General features: G+C 66.3%; 16 protein-coding genes. 2 read left to right on the top strand and 14 right to left on the bottom strand.

The features are described 5' to 3' along the window. The first annotated feature begins 55 nt into the window (after positions 1 to 55). Positions 56 to 214 carry a DUF3309 family protein gene (locus ACS5PN_RS08170; RefSeq protein WP_439463429.1) on the top strand — a complete coding sequence of 53 codons (159 nt, stop codon included), beginning with the start codon at positions 56 to 58 and terminating at the stop codon, positions 212 to 214. 12 nt (positions 215 to 226) lie between these two features. Here ACS5PN_RS08170 and ACS5PN_RS08165 read toward each other — a convergent pair whose 3' ends face one another. The 4 genes from ACS5PN_RS08165 to ACS5PN_RS08150 all read right to left on the bottom strand — a co-directional run bounded on the left by ACS5PN_RS08165 (position 227) and on the right by ACS5PN_RS08150 (position 4003). Then, positions 227 to 778 (bottom strand): DUF1579 family protein, encoded by a 552-nt coding sequence (locus ACS5PN_RS08165; protein WP_439463428.1) that lies wholly within the window; start codon positions 776 to 778, stop codon positions 227 to 229. Positions 779 to 1018: 240 nt separating this feature from the next. Next, positions 1019 to 1828, bottom strand: coding sequence for a hypothetical protein (locus ACS5PN_RS08160; RefSeq protein ID WP_439463427.1), 810 nt, complete (start codon positions 1826 to 1828; stop codon positions 1019 to 1021). 69 nt (positions 1829 to 1897) lie between these two features. Beyond that, positions 1898 to 3178, bottom strand: a complete 1281-nt coding sequence (locus tag ACS5PN_RS08155; RefSeq protein WP_439463426.1) for an MFS transporter — start codon at positions 3176 to 3178, stop codon at positions 1898 to 1900. Between the two features lie 78 nt (positions 3179 to 3256). After that, positions 3257 to 4003 carry a hypothetical protein gene (locus ACS5PN_RS08150; protein WP_439463425.1) on the bottom strand — a complete coding sequence of 249 codons (747 nt, stop codon included), beginning with the start codon at positions 4001 to 4003 and terminating at the stop codon, positions 3257 to 3259. Between the two features lie 95 nt (positions 4004 to 4098). Between ACS5PN_RS08150 and ACS5PN_RS08145 the strand changes: the two genes are divergently transcribed. Continuing rightward, positions 4099 to 5223 carry a PA0069 family radical SAM protein gene (locus ACS5PN_RS08145; RefSeq protein WP_439463424.1) on the top strand — a complete coding sequence of 375 codons (1125 nt, stop codon included), beginning with the start codon at positions 4099 to 4101 and terminating at the stop codon, positions 5221 to 5223. Between the two features lie 36 nt (positions 5224 to 5259). Here ACS5PN_RS08145 and ACS5PN_RS08140 read toward each other — a convergent pair whose 3' ends face one another. The 10 genes from ACS5PN_RS08140 to rpoD all read right to left on the bottom strand — a co-directional run bounded on the left by ACS5PN_RS08140 (position 5260) and on the right by rpoD (position 18741). Beyond that, on the bottom strand, positions 5260 to 6297 hold the full coding sequence (locus tag ACS5PN_RS08140; protein WP_439463423.1) for a lysozyme inhibitor LprI family protein: 1038 nt from the start codon (positions 6295 to 6297) through the stop codon (positions 5260 to 5262). Further along, on the bottom strand, positions 6294 to 7985 hold the full coding sequence (locus tag ACS5PN_RS08135; protein WP_439463422.1) for a phosphoethanolamine transferase: 1692 nt from the start codon (positions 7983 to 7985) through the stop codon (positions 6294 to 6296). Before ACS5PN_RS08135 ends, ACS5PN_RS08140 begins: the two co-directional genes overlap by 4 nt. A 95-nt stretch (positions 7986 to 8080) precedes the next feature. Next, entirely contained in the window at positions 8081 to 9721 is a 1641-nt protein-coding gene (locus ACS5PN_RS08130) for a response regulator (RefSeq protein ID WP_439463421.1), read from the bottom strand. A gap of 253 nt (positions 9722 to 9974) precedes the next feature. Next, entirely contained in the window at positions 9975 to 11126 is a 1152-nt protein-coding gene (gene dnaJ, locus ACS5PN_RS08125; protein ID WP_439463420.1) for a molecular chaperone DnaJ, read from the bottom strand. A 78-nt stretch (positions 11127 to 11204) separates the two neighbouring features. Next, positions 11205 to 13160: a molecular chaperone DnaK gene (gene dnaK / locus ACS5PN_RS08120; protein WP_439463419.1), complete on the bottom strand. Its 1956-nt coding sequence runs from the start codon at positions 13158 to 13160 to the stop codon at positions 11205 to 11207. A 78-nt stretch (positions 13161 to 13238) separates the two neighbouring features. Beyond that, positions 13239 to 13772, bottom strand: coding sequence for a nucleotide exchange factor GrpE (grpE, locus tag ACS5PN_RS08115; RefSeq protein ID WP_439463418.1), 534 nt, complete (start codon positions 13770 to 13772; stop codon positions 13239 to 13241). A gap of 81 nt (positions 13773 to 13853) precedes the next feature. Then, a complete protein-coding gene (locus ACS5PN_RS08110; RefSeq protein WP_439463417.1) occupies positions 13854 to 14276 on the bottom strand; it encodes an RNA-binding S4 domain-containing protein in 423 nt (140 codons plus the stop codon). Further along, the gene (hemH, locus tag ACS5PN_RS08105; RefSeq protein ID WP_439463416.1) at positions 14273 to 15355 is read right to left on the bottom strand and encodes a ferrochelatase; all 1083 of its coding nucleotides are present in this window, start codon (positions 15353 to 15355) and stop codon (positions 14273 to 14275) included. Before hemH ends, ACS5PN_RS08110 begins: the two co-directional genes overlap by 4 nt. A 3-nt stretch (positions 15356 to 15358) precedes the next feature. Continuing rightward, positions 15359 to 16327 carry an adenylate/guanylate cyclase domain-containing protein gene (locus tag ACS5PN_RS08100; protein WP_439463415.1) on the bottom strand — a complete coding sequence of 323 codons (969 nt, stop codon included), beginning with the start codon at positions 16325 to 16327 and terminating at the stop codon, positions 15359 to 15361. A 164-nt stretch (positions 16328 to 16491) separates the two neighbouring features. Continuing rightward, positions 16492 to 18741 carry an RNA polymerase sigma factor RpoD gene (gene rpoD, locus ACS5PN_RS08095; RefSeq protein WP_439463414.1) on the bottom strand — a complete coding sequence of 750 codons (2250 nt, stop codon included), beginning with the start codon at positions 18739 to 18741 and terminating at the stop codon, positions 16492 to 16494. Positions 18742 to 18947: the final 206 nt, after the last annotated feature.

The following is an 18947-nucleotide window of genomic DNA, read 5'->3' as shown; positions in this document are numbered from 1 at the left end:
TCGGTTCGGTCCGAGCTGCCAGCGGCGCCAGCCCTCAGTCACCCAGGAGAAGACCATGAGTCTCGGTGCCATTCTGCTGATCGTTCTCATCCTGCTGCTGGTCGGCGCCATCCCGACCTGGCCTCACAGCCGCGACTGGGGCTATGGGCCTAGCGGCGGGCTCGGGCTCGTCCTGCTGATCGTCGTGGTGCTGCTGTTGATGGGCCGGATATAGACCCTGCGGCGTTCAGGCGCGCCGCGTGAAGACGATGCGCAACAGCAGGGAGGGCCTGGCGGTCACCATCGTCAGCTGGTGCACCGTGAAGATGCGCGTGTCGCCCTTGAACTCCTCGGTCATGCGGTAGTCGACAAAGTGGCCCTGGCCGTCGCTCTGCTTGGCTGACCACACCATGGTCTGCGCGGGCTCGTGCCAGAAGCCGTAGTCGGTACGTACGCCGCGGTCGTTGGTGTCGACCCAGGTGTTCACATAGGTCTTGGCAACCGGATCGAAACCCCAGACGCCGTGACCCTGGTAGGCCGGAAAACGGTCGGTCGCCGGGATCCTGAAGTCGTTGACCAGCCAGTGGCCGTTGGCGAGCAAGGTGTTGGTCTGCACGCCTCGCGCGGTGCCAGATGGTTTGCCATCCTCGAAGAAGCTCACCTCGGCATCCCAGGTGCCGGCCTCCATCTGCAATGGCTTGTGCAACTGGGCCGCATCGGGCTCGTCAGCACGGGCATTGCCCAGCGTGAGCAGCGTGGTGGCGAGAAGGGCAGGGATGAGCGTGAGGAACTTGCGCATGGCGCTGCTTGTAGCCGCCCGCGCTGCCCGTGACATAAGCCATACCCTCATGCAGAGGTACAAAAGAGAAGGCCCGACGCATGGCATCGGGCCTTCAGTCGTTGGCTTTTGGAGCGGCCTGTTGAGGCAACAACTCCTGGCTTTCGACGATTCAACTCTAGGTCGCAGCACCCAGCCCGGCCATGGCGCCGATGCCGCATGCGCATGTAGGCCGAGACCTACCTTCGCAGGCCCTCGGTCTCAGATCATTCGCGATCCCGGCGGCGCGAATTCCGCGGGAAGCGGCTCAGGCTGGTAGCTGTCCAGGCCCGCCATCAGATCGGCCGCCTTCACCCGCCGGCCCAGTCGGTGCCGGTTCGCGCGCAGCGCCTCGAGCGTCGCCTTCACCTCGTGCTCGCGGGGCTTGAGGGGATACAGGGCGCGCACCAACTGGGGCAGGACCTCGCGACGCATGAAGCGCCGGCCCGACTGGATGCCCTGCCAGACCATCAGGGCCAGGCCCAGCAAGCCGAAGATCAGGAAGAGCTCGCCCTCCTGGTTGGGGAAGGCGCGGTGCAGCACCGCAGGCCCGGTGACGAACAGAGCGATGCCCGCCAGGATGGCTGCGGCCAGCGGCAAGTCGATGTGGGTCCGCTCGAAGCGCCGATCCACCTTGGGCGACAGCAGCAGAAAGGGGTTGTGGATCAGCGTCGTGCGGTCCTCCCGGGACAGCGAGCCCAGGTCGTTCCTGATGCGTGCCTCCAGGTCGAAGCGCTGATGTTGTGCCTCCCGCAAGTTGGGGAAGGTCTGCGCGACGAGTTCCTGCAGCGGCAGGCGCTTCTTGGACAGGGCCCGATAGCTCTCGGGCTCCGCCCGCAACGGCGTGTTGCAGTCCAGGCAGGTGCGCTCATGGCCCAGCAAGTCACCCTCGCCAAAGCTCAGGTAGTAGACATGGCTGGCCGAACCCACGCGCTCGACGCTGAAAGGCCGGGCCGTGCGGCAGATCGGACAGAAGTCCGCCACGAAGCCGCAGCGGCGGCGAACGATCTTCTTTCCCCAGACGATGAACATGCTGCTTCCTCCCTGATGCGGCTTGTCGGCCGTTTTGTTGCGGCGGCATGTTAGCGACCCCGCGAGACGCTAGGGCATCAGGCGGTCCCGCTGCGCCAGTACCGGGAAGAGCTTGAACCACAGCGCCACGACGGCCAGCGTGCCGAAGCCGCCGAGCAGCACCGAACCCACCGGGCCGAGCAGGGCGGCCGTGGCGCCGGACTCGAATTCGCCCAGCTGGTTGCTGGCACCGATGAAGACCGAGTTGACGGCACCCACGCGGCCCCGCATCTCGTCGGGCGTTTCCAGCTGCACCAGAGACTGGCGGATGACGACGCTGACCATGTCCGCCGCGCCGCTGACGACCAGCACTGCAAAGGCGACCATGAAGGAGGCCGTCAACGCGAAGGCAATCATGGACAGCCCGAACACGGCGACGGCGCCCAGCAGCCAGTGGCCTGCGCGGCCCGCGATGGGGTGGCGGGCCAGCCAGACGCCAACGACGACGGCACCCAGGGCCGGCGCGGAACGCAGCAGGCCCAGGCCTTCCGGGCCGGTGTGAAGGATGTCCTTGGCGAAGATGGGCAGCAGGGCCGTGGCCCCGCCGAGCAGCACGGCAAACAGGTCCAGGGAGATGGCGCCCAGCACGACGGGGCGCTGCCAGATGAAGCGGATGCCCGCCGTCAACTGGGCCAGGTCGGGCGCGGCGCGGCGCGGCTGGACCGCGCGATGGCGGATGGTCAGCACGCTGGCGATGGCGCTGACCAGCAGCAGCAGCGACACGCCGTAGACGATGGCCGCACCCCAATGCGCTGCGTCGCCACGCGCTGCGGCGCCGGTGGCCCAGGGCCCCAGCGCGTAGAGCGCGCCGCCCAGGGCCGGCCCCGCGATGATGGAGACCTGCATGGTCGAACTCGCGGCCGCCACGGCACGCGGCAGCAGAGTGGGCGGCACCAGGGTCGGCATCAGGGCCTGCTGGGAAGGCATCTGCAGCGCGCGGGCGCAGCCCAGCAGGATGGACAGCGCAAGGATCATGTTCGGGCCCACCCAGGCGCCGATGCTGGACAGCGTCAGGCAGGCTGCGGCCATCAACTGCAGCCCCAAGCTGGCCGCCAGCAGCAAGCGGCGGTCATGCTGGTCCACCACATGGCCGGCCGGCAGGGTCAGCAGCAGAGCGGGCAGGAATTGCGCAAGTCCGACCAGGCCCAGGTCCCAGGCGCTGGAGGTCAGGTCATACATCTGCCAGCCCAGGGCCACCATCAGCATCTGGTTGGCCGCGCCGCCGGTCACCCGTGCCGCCAGCAGGCGCAGATAGTCGCGCTGGTCGCGCAGGCGCTGCGGCATGCCGGGCATCGCTTCCGAAATCGTCATCGAGGCGAGTCTAAGGACATCGTGTTGCTGCGCAGTGCAGCAACGGCGAATTCCGGCAGCCGCGTCAGCGAGCCGGTGTCAGGGCTTGCGCGGGAGCGTGCAAGCCTCGGCGATGCGCGTCCAGCGCTCGGTCAGCGTCGTCGTCCACATCATGCCGCCGCCACCTTGAGTGGCCTGCAGGGCGGCCAGCATCTGGCGTGCTTCGGCGGCCTGTTGGGGTGTGCCGTTGCGGATGGCTTCCTCGATCTTGGCGTAGACCGGTGCCATCGCATCGGCCCGCTGCTGGGCCGAGGGCAGGGCGGCGATGGCCGCGCGGGCCTTGGCGGCTTCGGCGGGCGACAGGCCTTTCTCGGCCATTGCGAGAGCCGCCGCCGGGTCGCTGCCGCCGCCCGGCGCCGGCGTGAACGTCGCCTGCCGCTCCCAGGTCTTGGCATCGATCTGCTTCCAGTGCTCCTGGACCCGGCCGGCGGCGCATTCGGCCTGCATCTCGGAGCCTCCCTGGGCCGGCCACCAGCGCGACTTGCAGCGATCGGGCATCAGGTTGGGCGGCACGGAGACGCCGGGCACGCACCAGGTCACGGGTTCGGTGCCGGCATAGCTCTGCTGGTGCGAGCGGTCGCCGGCCGTGCTGGTGATGACGCGGTTGCCGTTGCTGCCTTCCCAGCGTTCGATGCGCTCGATCAGCGTCGGCCCGCTGCCGCTGCGCATGACGGCTTCGCCGTCGATGCGGTAGTTGCCGGGGGAAGGCATGGGCGGCGCCGCGGCGCAGGTCAGGGAGAGGGCGAGAAGGAGAAACGGCAGGTGCCGCGCAAGGGCCATCAGCATGGCGCGCACTCTACCCAGGGGCGCGCGCCCGGCCATCCCCAGCAGGCATCAAGCCTTTGCTGGAAGTTGCGATGAATACTGTATATATTCACAGTATGCCGCCTGCTGCCACCCGTATCGCTGCCGCCCAGCCCAGCCTCGTCCCCCTTGACTCCATCAAGGGCCGCGGCACGGCCACGGCCATGCCGCATCGCTTCGAGCGGTGCGAGCGCGAGCAGTACGACGACGGCTGGGGCTCTCTGGACCAGGAGGCCGCCGAGGAGCATCTGCCGCCCGCCACCGAGGTCATCGAGGAGCACGCCAATAAGATCGTCACCAGCAACCAGTCGCCCGACATCTCCTTCGACTACTCCATCAATCCTTACCGGGGCTGCGAGCATGGCTGCATCTACTGCTTTGCGCGGCCCACGCACAGCTATCTGAACCTGTCGCCGGGCCTGGACTTCGAGACCCGCATCGTCGCCAAGGTCAACGCGGCGGAGCGGCTGCGCGAAACGCTGGCGGGTTCGCGCTACGAGCCCAAGTCACTGGTGCTCGGCACGGCCACCGATGCTTACCAGCCCATCGAGCGCAAGCTGGGCATCACGCGGCGCATCATCGAGGTGCTGGCCGAAACCAGCCACCCCTTCTCCGTCGTCACCAAGAGCAGCGGCATCGAGCGCGAGCTGGACCTGATCGCGCCCATGGCGGCCCAGGGCCTGGTGTCGGTCTATCTGTCGGTCACGACGCTGGACAACGACCTGGCCCGCATCCTCGAGCCGCGTGCTGCGGCGCCGGCCCGCCGGCTGCGCACCATCCAGGCGCTGGCGGACGCGGGCGTGCCGGTGGGCGTCAGCGTGTCACCCATCATTCCCTTCATCAACGAACCGGAGCTGGAGCACATCCTCGAAGCCGCGCATGCCGCTGGCGCCAGCAGCGCCTTCAGCATCCCCATCCGGCTGCCCTGGGAGGTCAATCCGCTGTTCCAGGACTGGCTGCAGCGCCACTTCCCCGACCGCGCCGACCGCGTGATGGCCCGCATCCGCGACATGCGCGGCGGCAAGGACAACGATGCCCGCTTCGGCACCCGCTTCAGCGGTGAAGGCATCTGGGCCGACCTGCTGCGCGCGCGGCTACGGCGGGTGGTGGTCAAGCTGGGGTTGCGCACGGAGCGAAGGCCGGTGCAACTCGCCTTGTTCAAGCCACCGCGCAAGCTGTCGGCGCAGGGCAGCTTGTTCTAGTCTTCGTTCAGGAGGACGCGCGGTTGCTGGGCTGCGTCAGCGCGAGTCGATGAACGAGAAGGCGCAGGTTGGCGCGCTTCGGTGGATTAGCATGGGTTTGAGAGCGGACCAGGCGACGGTGATCGGCCCGGGCGTGTTCATATAGCTGCCGGCCTCGTAAGCGCTGAAGTTGATCTGCAGGCCCGCGGGCGTCAGCAGCCAACGCGCGTATTGAACTGCCGCTCCGCGGATCGTGCTTTCCACTGAGTCGTTCAATGAACGCGGTCCATGCCGCTCATCGGCAAGGTAGGCCTGGATGAATAGCGCCGGGAGCTTGGTTTCCCAACCGGACTCCTGCGAAAAGAGATCCTCGGCCTTCAGAGGGTGGATGTCGGGCTCGAGCCAGAAAGTATCGGCGTCGTTGGAGTAGAGGCCATGCGCTGCACCGTGGCCGTACTCGGAGAACGTCACGCGGATGCTCAGCACCTTGGCGCTGGCGCAAGCGATGACGTAGTCTTGATGCAGGTCGGTCTCATTCCATTCTCTCGTCAGGATCAGCGATCTCAGGGAATGCTGTGCTTGTCGCTCGTTCCAGGCAGCCACTGCTTTGGTGATCGCACCTTCTATCTGCGGATAGCCGGCGCGATGGACTACCAGACCATCGTTGCCGCCGGAATCGTCATTGGATGGATTGGGAAACGCTTCGTACCCGTCGATGCGGTTCAGTACCAGCGCACCTAGCTTCAAGCCGGCCTGCCCAAGTTCACCGACACGTTCTCGAAACAGCCTTTCCAGGCAGGCATCGCGCGACGATTCCCTTCGTTGATTCCCGATGCAGCGTTGGTCGGCGTACCGCAGCCAAGACCGCTGCGACGTCTTGAGTGCTGAAGCCCCTCCAGAGCTCAGGGCGCGCAACGCTCGCTGGTAAGAGTGCGCCATCTCTTCGTCCAGTTTGGAGACTGCCGGGCTTTCGCAGATGGCCCGCTCCATGGGCTTCTTCGCTGTTGCGCAGTCGAAGCTGGCGGCTGAAGCACCGTTGCTCCAAAGTAGACCGGCAAGTGCGGCGACTAGGCCGGCGTGCGTTGACAATCTCACGGCTTGGCGACGTCGTTGCGACAGCCGGCGAACAGATCCCACTCCGGCTTGTAGACATCCGCCCTGGCACCCACCCAGCCCATGGTCGTGTGGAAGAGGTTGTCGTGCGAGGCCGGTTTGTCGCGCAAGCCTTGCAGACAGCCGGGCTTGAGCGATGCCGCCAGCGCGCCGCCCTCGGGCACCCACAGGATCATCGGCACGTGCGTCTGCTCGGCCGGTGCGATCGCATAGGGCATGCCGTGCAGGAACAGGCCGTTCTCGCCGAGGGACTCGCCGTGGTCGGACACATAGAGCATGCCGGTGTCGAAGCGGCTGCTTTGCGCCTGCAGCCATGCGATGGAGCGCGCCAGCAGGCGGTCGGTCGTCACGAGGGTGTTGTCGTAGCCGTTGACGACCTGCTGGCGCTCGCAGTCCTGCAGCTGGTTGCTCTTGCACTCGGGCAGGAAGGGCTTGAGGTCGTCCGGCGAGCGCTTGAAGTAGGCCGGGCCGTGGCTGCCCATCTGGTGCATGACGAGCACGACGCCGCGCTTGACGCGCTCCGGGTCCAGCGCGGCGATGCGCTTGTCGAGTTCGTGCAGCAGCGACTCGTCGAAGCACTCGTCGCCGTCCAGTTCATCCTTGTGGCACAGGCCGGCCGGCAAGGGCGCGGCGCCTTCGGGCAGCTTGGACGTGGGACTGTTGGGCACGCGGTCGCACAGGCCCTTGCAGCCGCTCTGGTTGTCCAGCCACAGCACGGCCAGGCCGGCGCGCTGCAGCACGTCGAGCAGGTTCTGCTGCGGCTTGTCTGCGTCGAAGCCGGCGCGGCCTTGCGGCGCAAACATGCAGGGCAGCGACGCGGCCGTTGCGGTGCCGCAGGAGGTCACGTCCTTCAAGCTGACGACCGGCAGCTTGGCCAGCTCGGGGTTGGTGGGCCGCCCGTAGCCGTTCAGGCTGAAGTTCATGGACCGCGCCGTCTCGCCGACAACCAGCATCAGCAGCGGCGGCTTGGCGCCTTCGGCGCGCGGCAGCAGGCGCGCGTCCGCGCCGATGACGACCGGCGGGCCCTTGGGGCCGGAGAGGCTGCGCACGCCGACCATGCTGACCGAGTAGACCGCGTTCAGCGGCGTGACCAGGTAGCGGATGGACTTGTGATTGCGCATCGTCGACGACAGCGTCGCAAACACGCTCAGCGCCAGCAGCACCATGGCGACCAGGCCTAGCGCAAAAGCCGCGAGGTTGTCGCGCAGCCGCTTGGCCGTGGCTTGCGCCGGTGCCTTGGGTCGGCGCAACAGCCACCAGGCGGGCAGGGCGCCCAGCAGCAGCAGGCTGGCGAGCAGCTTCCAGCTCAGCAGGTCGCGCGTCTCGCGCGCGTCGGTCTGCAGCATGTTCACGACCATGGTCGGGTCGAAGACGATGCCGTAGCTCCCGATGAAATAGGCCAGGGCGCCGGCGCTCAGCAGCAGCACGAGCAGCACGCCCTTGATGAGCCGCGGCCATGCCAGCAGGCTCAACACGGCGCCGGTGGCGGCGACGACCATGCCGGCGAACGCGAGCGTGAAGCCGATGCCGACGCCGGGCAGTGTCTGCAGCTGCTTCCACAGCGGCCAGTTGGCAGCCAAGCCCATCCACAGGGCGGCCAGCCAGGCCTGGGTCAGGGGACGCGAGGTATCGGGCTGGAACCAGGCCAGCAGGCGTTTGAGCAGGGGCATGCGAAAGGCGGGGAAGCAGGGACGCGGCGCGGATTCTCGCGGCTCGCGATGACACACCACATCAGGTGATGTGCGGCTGGCAGTGCCAGGTCAGCTCAGGCCGGGACCGTGGCGGCCGAGGTTCGCAGCGTGACGCCACCCGTGGCGCGCGCCTTGCTGGGCCCGCCCGTCATCGGTTTCACATAGCGCCCGTGCAGGTCTTCGATCTGCAGGGCCAGCCCCTCGGCGCCCTCGATCTTTTCGGCATGGCGCTTCAGCACCAGGCCGGCCATGTCGATGAGCTTGGCGTTGCGCGTCTTCTCGCCCTGCTGGATGAGCAGCTCGACCGCCACCTTGGCGCTGCCGCGCAGCGAATGGCGCATGGCCGTCTCGGCGACATTGAAGATCTGCTGATGGCACTCGCGGAACTGCTCGGCGGCGCCCTGGTGTCCTTCGGACATGGACACGAAGATCTCCGTGCTGGCCTTGGTCGCGCAGTGGCGTGTGCCCAGGCTCTTCAGGATGGGCATCATCTCCTCGAGTTCGACCTCCTGGCTGGACAGGCGTATCCACAGCGCCGTCAGCAGCGAGGCCGCCTCAAGGTCGAAGTTGCCGGCGTCGGCATGCTCGGTGAACTCGCGCGCGATGATGAGGGCCTGACCCACGCGGCGTTCCAGCAGGAAGGCGAGGCCGCGGAAGACGAGGTCGAAACGCTGCAGCCGGATGGAGCCCGGCGCGCGCTCCAGCGCGGCGATGAGGGAGTCGTGGGTGTACTTGAAACCCTTGAAGTCCTTGGCGTCGAAGCGCATCAGCCCGATCAGGACGAGGCTGAGCATGTCGAAGAGCTTGGAGCGCAAGCCCTGCGACATGGCGCGTTCCAGCATCTTCAGCGACTCGGCACGCTGGTTGGCGTAGAAGCCCAGCGTGCCGCAGCGCTGCAGGCGCAGCAGGCAGCCCGGTGTCAGAGTCGCGGCGGTCTGGTAGGTCTTGAGGGCCTCTCCGAGATCGCCCTGCTCCATCTGCACATGGCCCATCAGGTCATGCGAGTCGGCATAGTCGGGCAGGTCGCCGATGAGGTTTTCCAGCGTGCGGCGCGCCTTCTGCAGGTTGCCACTGGCGACTTCGGTGCGGGCCACGCCCAGCCGAGCCCAGGGCACGGTCTTGGCGGCGATGATGGCCTCGTAGAGGGTCTTGGCGTCGTCGAAGCGCTTGAGCCGCAGCAGCAGCTCGGCGCCAATGCGTGCCGCGTACAGCCAGTACTTGCCCTTGGTCTCGAAGCGGGCCAGGCAAAGGTTGGCGGCGGTCTCGAAGTCCTCGTTCTCGATGGCTTCGAAGATGTCCTTCAGGATGCGCTTGCGCTGGCGGGCGCTGGCCAGGCGTTCGGCCAGGTTGGCACTGGTGTAGGGCTTGATGAGGTAGGCGTCCAGCGCCGCCTCGGCGGCCTCGGCGACCTTGGCATAGGTGGCCTCGCTGGTCACCATGACGAAAACGGTGGAATAGGGCAGCAGGCCTTCGCGGCGCAACTCGTCCAGCAGGTCCTGGCCCGAGGTGTCGCTGCTGTCGAAGTGGTAGTCGCAGAGCACGATGTCGAAGGTCTGGTGCTCGAGCATCACGCGGGCGTCCTTGACGCGCGGTGTCTGCTTGACCGTGCCGACGCCGAGGTCGCGCAACTGCGCCGACATCAGGCTGCGCGAATTGGCATTGCTGTCGATGATCAGCGCCGACGCTTCCTGGATGGTCTGGTCCATCAGGAACATGCGACCTCCCACCCCGGCAGATGGCCGTGGACTGTGATGGGCAAGGGCGCCGATGGAATCACTTATGAGGTTTCGGTGTGACGGTTGGGTGACTTTAGAGTTTTCGCGTCAAGCCGGGAGACCTTGTTTGCGTGTGTGGGCCCCGGCTGCCGTGACTTAAGACGCAGGCTGGCTGCACGTTACGCGCAGGAATCGGGCATAAAAAAGCCGCAGACCCTTGCGGGACCACGGCTTAGGCCGAAAAGCGAATGGCTTACTTGAACAGATCCTTGACGCGATCGGTCCAGGTCTTGGCATTGGGCGAGTGCTTCTCGCCGCCCTTCTTCAGCGACTCGTCGAGTTCCTTGAGCAGCTTCTTCTGGTGCTCGGTCAGCTTGACCGGCGTCTCGACGGCGATGTGGCAGTAGAGGTCGCCCGGGTAGCTGGAGCGAACGCCCTTGATGCCCTTGCCGCGCAGGCGGAAGGTCTTGCCGTGCTGGGTGCCCTCGGGCAGTTCGATCTCGGCCTTGCCGCCGAGCGTCGGCACTTCGATGTTGCCGCCCAGGGCGGCCGTGATCATCGAGACCGGCATCGTGCAATGCAGGTCGTCGCCATCACGCTCGAAGATCTCGTGCTGCTTGATGCGGATCTCGATGTAGAGGTCGCCCGCCGGGCCGCCGTTCACGCCGGGCTCGCCATTGCCCGCCGAGCGGATGCGCATGCCCTCGTTGATGCCGGCCGGGATCTTGACCTCCAGCGTCTTCTGCTTCTTGACCTTGCCCTGGCCGTTGCAGGTGGTGCAGGGGTCGGGAATGATCTTGCCGGTGCCGTGGCAGTGCGGGCAGGTCTGCTGGATGCTGAAGAAGCCCTGGCGCATGTGCACCGTGCCCGAGCCCTGACATGACCCGCAGGTCTTGGCGCTGGTGCCGGGCTTGGCGCCGGTGCCGGAGCAGGTCTCGCAGCTCTCCCAGCTCGGGATGCGGATCTGCGTTTCCTTGCCGCGGGCGGCTTCCTCCAGCGTGATCTCCATGGCATAGCTGAGGTCGCTGCCGCGGTAGACCTGCTGGCCACCGCCGCCGCGGCGCTGCCCGCCCTGGCCGCCGAAGATGTCGCCAAAGATGTCGCCGAAGGCCTCGGCAAAGCCGCCAAAGCCTTCCGCGCCCGGCCCGCCGCGGCCGGCACCCATGTTGGGATCGACGCCGGCGTGGCCGTACTGGTCATAGGCCGCACGCTTCTGGCCGTCGGACAGCATCTCGTAGGCCTCCTTGGCCTCCTTGAACTGTTCCTCGGCCTTCTTCGCCCCGTCGCCCTGGTTGCGGTCGGGGTGGTACTTCATGGCCAGCTTGCGGTAGGCCTTCTTGATGTCGTCCTCGGACGCGTTTTTGGCAACGCCCAGGATCTCGTAGTAGTCGCGCTTGGAAGCCATGCTTGCTGCTTCTCTTTTCAAGGGAAAAAGCCCGAGGGCGCTCTGGAGCACTCCCGGGCCGTTGAAGTCATCGAAGGATTACTTGTTGTCCTTGACTTCCTTGAACTCGGCATCCACGACGTTGTCGTCGGCCGGGCGCTTGGCTTCGCCTTGCGGCGCGGCCTGGGGCTGCTCGGCGCCAGCGGCTGCTGCGGCGGCCGCCTGGGCACCTTGCTGGTCGGCGTAGATCTTCTCGCCCAGCTTCTGGCTGGCCGTCATCAGGGCTTCGGTCTTGGCCTCGATCACGGCCTGGTCGTCACCCTGGATGGCTTCTTCCAGTTCCTTGGCGGCGGCTTCGATCTTTTCCTTCTCGCCGGCATCCAGCTTGTCGCCATGCTCGCTCAGCGACTTGCGCACGCTGTGGACCATGCCGTCGGCCTGGTTGCGGGCCTGCACCAGCTCGACCTTCTTCTTATCCTCGGCCGCATTGGCTTCGGCGTCCTTGACCATCTTCTCGATCTCGGCTTCGGAAAGGCCCGAGTTCGCCTTGATGGTGATCTTGTTTTCCTTGCCGGTGCCCTTGTCCTTGGCGCCGACGTGCAGGATGCCGTTGGCGTCGATGTCGAAGGAGACCTCGATCTGGGGCACGCCGCGCGGGGCCGGCGGGATGCCTTCGAGGTTGAACTCACCCAGCGACTTGTTGGCCTGGGCCAGCTCGCGCTCACCCTGGTAGACCTTGATGGTCACGGCAGGCTGGTTGTCGTCAGCCGTGGAGAAGGTCTGCGAGAACTTGGTCGGGATGGTCGTGTTCTTCTTGATCATCTTCGTCATCACGCCGCCCAGGGTCTCGATGCCCAGGGAGAGCGGGGTGACGTCCAGCAGCAGAACGTCCTTGCGCTCGCCGCCCAGGACCTGGCCCTGGATGGCGGCACCGACGGCCACGGCTTCGTCGGGGTTCACGTCACGGCGCGGTTCCTTGCCGAAGAACTCCTTGACCTTGTCCTGCACCTTGGGCATGCGGGTCATGCCGCCGACCAGGATGACGTCGTCGATGTCGCTCAGGGCCACGCCGGCGTCCTTGACGGCCGTGCGGCAGGGGGCGATGGTGCGCTCGATGAGCTCGTCAACCAGGCTCTCCAGCTTGGCGCGGGTCAGCTTGACGTTCAGGTGCTTGGGGCCGGTCGCGTCTGCCGTGATGTAGGGCAGGTTGACGTCGGTCTGCGCGCTGTTGGACAGCTCGATCTTGGCCTTCTCGGCGGCTTCCTTCAGGCGCTGCAGGGCCAGCACGTCCTTGGTCAGGTCGACGCCCTGGTCCTTTTTGAACTCGGCAATGATGTAGTCGATGATGCGCTGGTCGAAGTCTTCACCGCCCAGGAAGGTGTCGCCGTTGGTCGACAGCACTTCGAACTGCATCTCGCCGTCCACGTCGGCGATTTCGATGATGGACACGTCAAACGTGCCGCCACCCAGGTCATAGACAGCGATCTTGCGGTCGCCCTTGCCATGCTTGTCCAGGCCGAAGGCCAGGGCCGCGGCGGTGGGCTCGTTGATGATGCGCTTGACGTCCAGACCGGCGATGCGGCCGGCGTCCTTGGTGGCTTGGCGCTGGGCGTCGTTGAAGTAGGCTGGCACCGTGATGACGGCCTCGGTCACTTCCTCACCGAGGTAGTCCTCGGCGGTCTTCTTCATCTTGCGCAGCACCTCGGCCGAGACCTGGGGAGGCGCGAACTTCTTGCCGCGCACTTCCACCCAGGCGTCGCCGTTGTCGGCGGCGGCGATGGTGTAGGGCATCAGGTCGATGTCCTTCTGCACTTCCTTCTCGGAGAACTTGCGGCCGATCAGGCGCTTGACGGCGTACAGCGTGTTCTTCGGGTTGGTCACCGACTGGCGCTTGGCCGAGGCACCGACGAGGATCTCGCCGTCTTCCTGGTAGGCAATGATGGACGGCGTGGTGCGGGCACCTTCGGCGTTCTCGATGACGCGGGTGGTGTTGCCTTCCATGACCGCGACGCACGAATTCGTGGTGCCCAGGTCAATGCCGATGATCTTTCCCATGTGGAACTCCTGAAGATTTGTTGATGTGTTCGAGTTGTGGATAAGTCGCGCCGTTTCAAGGGAGCGGCGGCTTGTGTATTACTTCGGCGCGGAAACCGTCACGAGTGCGGGTCGCAGCACGCGGTCGGCGATCAGGAAGCCCTTTTGCAGCACGGTGACGACCGTGTTGGGTTCCTGGCCGGGCGCCGGCACCATGGAAATGGCCTGGTGCTGGTGGGGGTCGAACTTGGCGCCCTGACCCGGATTGATCTCGACGACCTTGTTGCGCTCCAGGGCGCTGGACAGCTGACGGCGTGTGGCGTGTACGCCCTCCAGCACGGTCTCGACGCTGGCGCTGGGCGTGGCGATGGCGGCTTCCAGGCTGTCCATCACGGGCAGCATGGCTTCAGCAAAGGCCTCGACAGCGAACTTGCGCGCCTTGGCCACATCCTCTTCGCCGCGGCGGCGGGCGTTCTCGGCCTCGGCCTTGGCGCGCAGATAGGCGTCGCTCATCTCGGCCAATCGCTGTTTCTGGCCTTCCAGCTCGGCAATCAAGGTTTCGGGGTTCAGCTCGGCGGCCGTGGGGTCGGCAGCGCCGGCTGCGTCTTCGGGCAGGGGGTTCTCGGTCGTCATGGCAGAAAAAGGAGCAATCGCGTCGACATGGGGCGCGATGCCCTGGTTTCAAGAGGGGGAATTCGAAACGAATTATCCGGGTCAACCCGGATCGTCGTCGTCCACCGAGGCCGACCAGCGATCCCAGTCCGCCAGGCGGCGGCGGTCCTGCTTGGTCGGGCGGCCCTGCTCGATGGTGGCGGCTGGCTCCGGCGCCAGCCGGCGCGCCTCGGCGGCGGCCTCGCGGGTGGTGATGCTGGCCTGGGTTTCCGCATACAGGGCCTGAGCCTGCGGGGCGGGGCCTCGCTGGTTGGACAGGCCCTTGACCTCCACCTCGCGGGTCATCTGGCCGATGCGGATGCTGAGCAGGTCGCCAACCTTGACGTCCCGGGCCGGCTTGACCGGCTGGCCGCCGACACGCACGCGGCCGAGATTGATCTCGTCCACGGCCAGGGCGCGGGTCTTGTAGAAGCGCGCCGCCCAGAGCCATTTGTCCAGGCGCATCGAGGCGGGCGTTTCGCTCATGCCTTTGCTCCGGCGGCCAGGGCGCGCTGCCGCTGCAGGGCCAGGGTGTCAGGGTGGGGCGCTTCGGTCGTCCAGCCCTGCAGATGGCGCTGGGCCACGCTGGCCAGGGCCTTGATGCCGGCCGGGTGGTCGTTCAGGCAGGCGATGTAGCCGAAACGCTGGCCGCCGGCGGCCAGAAAGGCGGCGCGAGCCTCCTGGTTGATCTCCTCCAGTGTCTCCAGGCAGTCGACCGCAAAGCCGGGGCAGATGACGTCGACGGTCTTGAGCCCGCCCTTGGCCAGCTTGACGAGGCTGGGCTCCGTGTAGGGCTCCAGCCACTTGGCCTTGCCGAAGCGGCTCTGGAAAGTCACCAGCCACTCGCCGTCCTTCAAGCCCAGCGCCTCGGCCAGCAGGCGGCCGGTCTTCAGGCATTCGCAGTGGTAGGGGTCGCCGAGGTGCAGGGTTCGCTCAGGCATGCCGTGAAAGCTCATCACCAGCTTGTCGCCGCGGCCTTCGCGCTGCCAGTGCTCGCGCACGGTCTGGGCGAGGGCGGCGATGTAGGCGGGCTCGTCGTGATAGCGGTTGATGAAGCGCAGCTCGGGCAGGTGGCGGGTCTGCAGCGTCCAGCGCGCCACGTCGTCGATGACGCTTGCCGTCGTCGCGCCCGAGTATTGCGGGTAGGCCGGCAGCACCAGGATGCGGCGCACGCCGTCGCGCTTCAGCGCATCCAGCGTGGCGGCAATGGCCGGCTGGCCGTAGCGCATCGCCATGGCCACGCGCACGCTCAAGCGGCCTTGCAGCAGCTTGGCCTGCTTGTCGGTCCACACCTTGAGGGGCGAGCCTTCCGGCATCCAGATCGTGGCGTACTTGGCGGCCGACTTGGCGGGGCGGATGCGCAGGATGATGCCGTGCAGGATGAGCAGCCACAGCAGCCGCGGAATCTCGACGACGCGCGGGTCGGCCAGGAACTGGGCCAGGTAGCGGCGCAGGGCCGGGGCATCCGGTGCGTCCGGCGTGCCGAGGTTGCACAGCAGGACGGCCACGTCGGGGCCAGCAGGCGCGGCGCCGTGGCGATGCGGCGGTTCAGGGAGAAAAGGCATCGGTCAGCGCCGGGAGCGGGGGCCGCCGAAAGGTTGGGGCTCCGTGTCGTAGAAGTGCAGCACCTCGAAGCGCACGATGGGTGACTGGTCGTCGGTGGGCAGGCCGCCCAGGCCGATGATGCCGCTGCCATGCAGGGTGCAGCTGCCGCGCTTGAGGCTGAGCAGCTCGCCCGAGTCGCCGAAGCGGACATAGGTGCCGTTGTAGGACAGGTCGGTCAGCTCGAAGCTGCTGCCCTGCCAATCGATGCGGGCATGTGAACGCGACACCCGGGCGTCGGTGATGCAGTAGGTGGCCTGCACGCTGCGGCCCAGCACGATGGGCATGGCGCCGATGTCGAAGACGCGGTCCAGGTCCTGCCAGATCAGGCGCATGCCGTCCGGCTCGGTAGAGCGCATGGGCTCGCCGAACTGGGTGGCGGTGTCGTCGGCGCTGACCAGGGGCGCGGCGTCCATCCGGTAGACGTGGACGGATTCGACGCGGCCGCGCACCGAGATGCGATCCAGGCTGCGGAACCGCCCCTTGGAGGCGTGGTGCAGGCCAGTCAGCACCTCGGCGGTGATGAGGATCTCGCCGTCGCCGGCATGGTCGATGAGACGGGCGGCGACATTGACGGCGTCGCCGAAGCAGTCGCCGTTCAGCTCGACCACCTCGCCGCGTGCCAGTGCCACCTGCAGGCGCAGGGCCAGCAGGCCGGGATTGTTCTGGCGGCGCGCGCGCTGCACGCTGCGTTCCAGCATTTCCTGCATGCGCTGGGCCGCGCGCACGCCGTCGCGCGGCGTCTCGAACGCGGCCATCAGGCCATCACCCAGGGTCTTGATCAGCTGGCCGCCGCTCTCCAGCACAGCCTCGCTGATCTGGCCCACGGTCTGCGTGACCATGGCGCTGGCTTCGGCGTTGCCGAGGGATTCGTACAGCCCGGTGCTGCCGCGCAGGTCGGCAAAAAGGACGGTGCGCTCGCGGATCGCGGTCATGTGAGCAGTTTATCGGCGTAAGAAAGGCCGGACATGCCGGCCTTGTTGCTTATGGGCTATCGCGGTCGCTTGTGCCCCGTCTTGCTGTGCAAGCCGGGGCGCAAACTCCGTACGGGCTGCGAGCAGCCCGTACCGCCTAGCGGCGGCCACGTCCCAGGCCAACCTTACAGGTTGTCCAGGTACGTGCGGAGCTTGTCACTGCGGCTCGGGTGCTTCAGCTTGCGGATGGCCTTGGCTTCGATCTGGCGGATGCGTTCACGGGTCACGTCGAACTGCTTGCCGACTTCCTCCAGCGTGTGGTCGCTCTGCATCTCGATGCCGAAGCGCATGCGCAGCACCTTGGCTTCGCGCGGGGTCAGCGAGTCGAGGATGTCCTTCACCACGTCGCGCAGGCCGGCCTGCATGGCCGCTTCGATGGGCGCCGTGTTGTTGGTGTCCTCGATGAAGTCGCCCAGGTGGCTGTCGTCGTCGTCGCCGATCGGCGTCTCCATGGAGATCGGCTCCTTGGCGATCTTCATGATCTTGCGGATCTTGTCTTCCGGGATCTCCATCTTCTCGGCCAGCGTCGGGGCGTCCGGCTCGTAGCCGAACTCCTGCAAGTGCTGGCGCGAGATGCGGTTCATCTTGTTGATCGTCTCGATCATGTGAACCGGGATGCGGATGGTGCGGGCCTGGTCGGCGATGGAGCGGGTGATGGCCTGGCGGATCCACCACGTCGCGTACGTCGAGAACTTGTAGCCGCGGCGGTATTCGAACTTGTCCACCGCCTTCATCAGGCCGATATTGCCTTCCTGGATCAGGTCCAGGAACTGCAGGCCGCGGTTGGTGTACTTCTTGGCGATGGAGATCACGAGGCGCAGGTTGGCCTCGATCATTTCCTTCTTCGCGTCACGAGAGGCCTTCTCGCCCTCGTTCATCTTCTTGTTGATGTCCTTCAGGTCGTCCAGCGGCACGACGGCCTTGGCCTGGATGTCCGTCAGCTTCTGCTGCAGTTCCTGCACCGGCGGCAGGTTGCGAGCCAGGATGGCGCTGTAGGGCTTGCCCAGCGCCACTTCCTTCTCGGCCCACTTCAGGTTCAGCACATTGGGCGGGAAAGTCTTGATGAAGTGCTCTTGCGGCATGCCGCACTTGTCGACCACGATCTTGCGCAGTTCGCGCTCGTAGCGGCGCACGTCGTCGACCTGGCTGCGCAGGATGTCGCACAGCTTTTCAATCGTCTTGACGGTGAAGCGGATGGTCATCAGCTCGGCGCTGATGGCCTGCTGGGCCTTGTTGTACGGCGCCGACTTGTAGCCGTCCTTCTCGAAGGCCTTGCGCATCTTGTCGAAGGCGGCGGACATCGAGTCCAGCTTCACAAGCGCGGCGTTCTTCAGCTCCTCGAGCTTCTTGGTCAGGGCCTTGGAGCCGCCATTGCCGTCGTCGTCGTCTTCCTCGTCGAATTCGTCGAAGTCTTCTTCGGCCACGTAGTCGTCGGCCTCGTCTTCGGCCACAAAGCCGTCGACGACATCCGAGATCTGCATTTCGCCGGCGCGGATCTTGGTCGAGAACTCGAGGATGTGGGCGATGGTCGTCGGCGAGGCCGAGATCGCCAGCATCATGGCCTGCAGGCCGCCTTCGATGCGCTTGGCGATTTCGATTTCGCCTTCACGGGTCAGCAGTTCGACCGTGCCCATTTCGCGCATATACATGCGCACCGGGTCGGTCGTGCGGCCGAACTCGGAGTCCACCGTCGACAGCGCAGCTTCGGCGGCTTCTTCGGCTTCCTCTTCGGTCGACGTGGCGGTCGTGTTGCCCTGGATCAGCAGCGTGGCGGCGTCGGGCGCTTGCTCGTAGACCGCGATGCCCATGTCGTTGAGCATGGAGATGATGGCCTCGAGGATTTCCTCGCTGACCAGCTTCTCGGGCAAGTGGTCGTTGATTTCCTGGTGCGTCAGGAAACCCCGCGTCTTGCCCATCTTGATGAGGGTCTTCAGCTCGCTGCGGCGCTTGTGCGCTTCCTCTTCCGTCAGCGCGGTCTCTTCCAGACCGAACTCACGCATCAGCGCGCGCTCCTTGGCGCGGCTGACCTTCATGCGCAGGGGCTTGGCCTTGACCGTTTCCTCTTCGACCGCAGCGACCTCTTCGACTTCGGCCTCGGCTTCCTCGCCTTCGATCTCGGCGTCGATGTCGGAGAAGTCTTCCTCTTCCTCGGCTTCCTTCTTGGCGCCAGCCTTCTTGGTCGTGGTCTCCGCCTTGGGCTTGCGGCCGCGCTTGGGCTTGTCTTCTTCCGTCGCCTTGGCCGCCTTGGCGGCAGGCTTGGCCGCAGCCGCCTTGGTCGTCTTCGCGGGCGCCTCGGCCGCTGCAGTCTTGGCAGCAGGCTTCTTTTTGAGCTCTTCGGCGGGGGTAGCCTTGGGCGCGGTCTTCTTGGCGGTCATGCAGGTCCTTCGGGTTTGCGCGGTCAATTCAGAAATGCAGCAGCCACCGCTGCCGGCCCGGGCTCGGCTTCAAACCGGCGGGGCAGGGGGCGGTGGCTTTCGTCGCCAGGTGTCAACCGGAATGCGGCCGAGGGACCCAGGCGTGGCGCGAACAAGCTGGCGTGATCGTTTGGTATGCAGAGCTGGCGGATATTTTGGCCATCAAA

It is taken from the genome of Roseateles sp. NT4, from assembly GCF_051857475.1.
Lineage (GTDB): Bacteria > Pseudomonadota > Gammaproteobacteria > Burkholderiales > Burkholderiaceae_C > Pelomonas.
Note: the sequence above shows the minus strand (reverse complement) of the source record. Positions and strands in the feature narration are given on the sequence as shown.

Excerpts from the sequence above, each read along its gene's own strand:
- dnaK (WP_439463419.1), bottom strand. The coding sequence starts at position 13,160 with ATGGGAAAGATCATCGGCATTGACCTGGGCACCACGAATTCGTGCGTC.
- rpoD (WP_439463414.1), bottom strand. The coding sequence starts at position 18,741 with ATGACCGCCAAGAAGACCGCGCCCAAGGCTACCCCCGCCGAAGAGCTC.
- dnaJ (WP_439463420.1), bottom strand. The coding sequence starts at position 11,126 with ATGGCTTCCAAGCGCGACTACTACGAGATCCTGGGCGTTGCCAAAAAC.
- ACS5PN_RS08160 (WP_439463427.1), bottom strand. The coding sequence starts at position 1,828 with ATGTTCATCGTCTGGGGAAAGAAGATCGTTCGCCGCCGCTGCGGCTTC.
- hemH (WP_439463416.1), bottom strand. The coding sequence starts at position 15,355 with ATGCCTTTTCTCCCTGAACCGCCGCATCGCCACGGCGCCGCGCCTGCT.
- ACS5PN_RS08100 (WP_439463415.1), bottom strand. The coding sequence starts at position 16,327 with ATGACCGCGATCCGCGAGCGCACCGTCCTTTTTGCCGACCTGCGCGGC.
- ACS5PN_RS08130 (WP_439463421.1), bottom strand. The coding sequence starts at position 9,721 with ATGTTCCTGATGGACCAGACCATCCAGGAAGCGTCGGCGCTGATCATC.
- grpE (WP_439463418.1), bottom strand. The coding sequence starts at position 13,772 with ATGACGACCGAGAACCCCCTGCCCGAAGACGCAGCCGGCGCTGCCGAC.
- ACS5PN_RS08155 (WP_439463426.1), bottom strand. The coding sequence starts at position 3,178 with ATGACGATTTCGGAAGCGATGCCCGGCATGCCGCAGCGCCTGCGCGAC.
- ACS5PN_RS08135 (WP_439463422.1), bottom strand. The coding sequence starts at position 7,985 with ATGCCCCTGCTCAAACGCCTGCTGGCCTGGTTCCAGCCCGATACCTCG.
- ACS5PN_RS08110 (WP_439463417.1), bottom strand. The coding sequence starts at position 14,276 with ATGAGCGAAACGCCCGCCTCGATGCGCCTGGACAAATGGCTCTGGGCG.
- ACS5PN_RS08150 (WP_439463425.1), bottom strand. The coding sequence starts at position 4,003 with ATGCTGATGGCCCTTGCGCGGCACCTGCCGTTTCTCCTTCTCGCCCTC.
- ACS5PN_RS08170 (WP_439463429.1), top strand. The coding sequence starts at position 56 with ATGAGTCTCGGTGCCATTCTGCTGATCGTTCTCATCCTGCTGCTGGTC.
- ACS5PN_RS08165 (WP_439463428.1), bottom strand. The coding sequence starts at position 778 with ATGCGCAAGTTCCTCACGCTCATCCCTGCCCTTCTCGCCACCACGCTG.
- ACS5PN_RS08145 (WP_439463424.1), top strand. The coding sequence starts at position 4,099 with ATGCCGCCTGCTGCCACCCGTATCGCTGCCGCCCAGCCCAGCCTCGTC.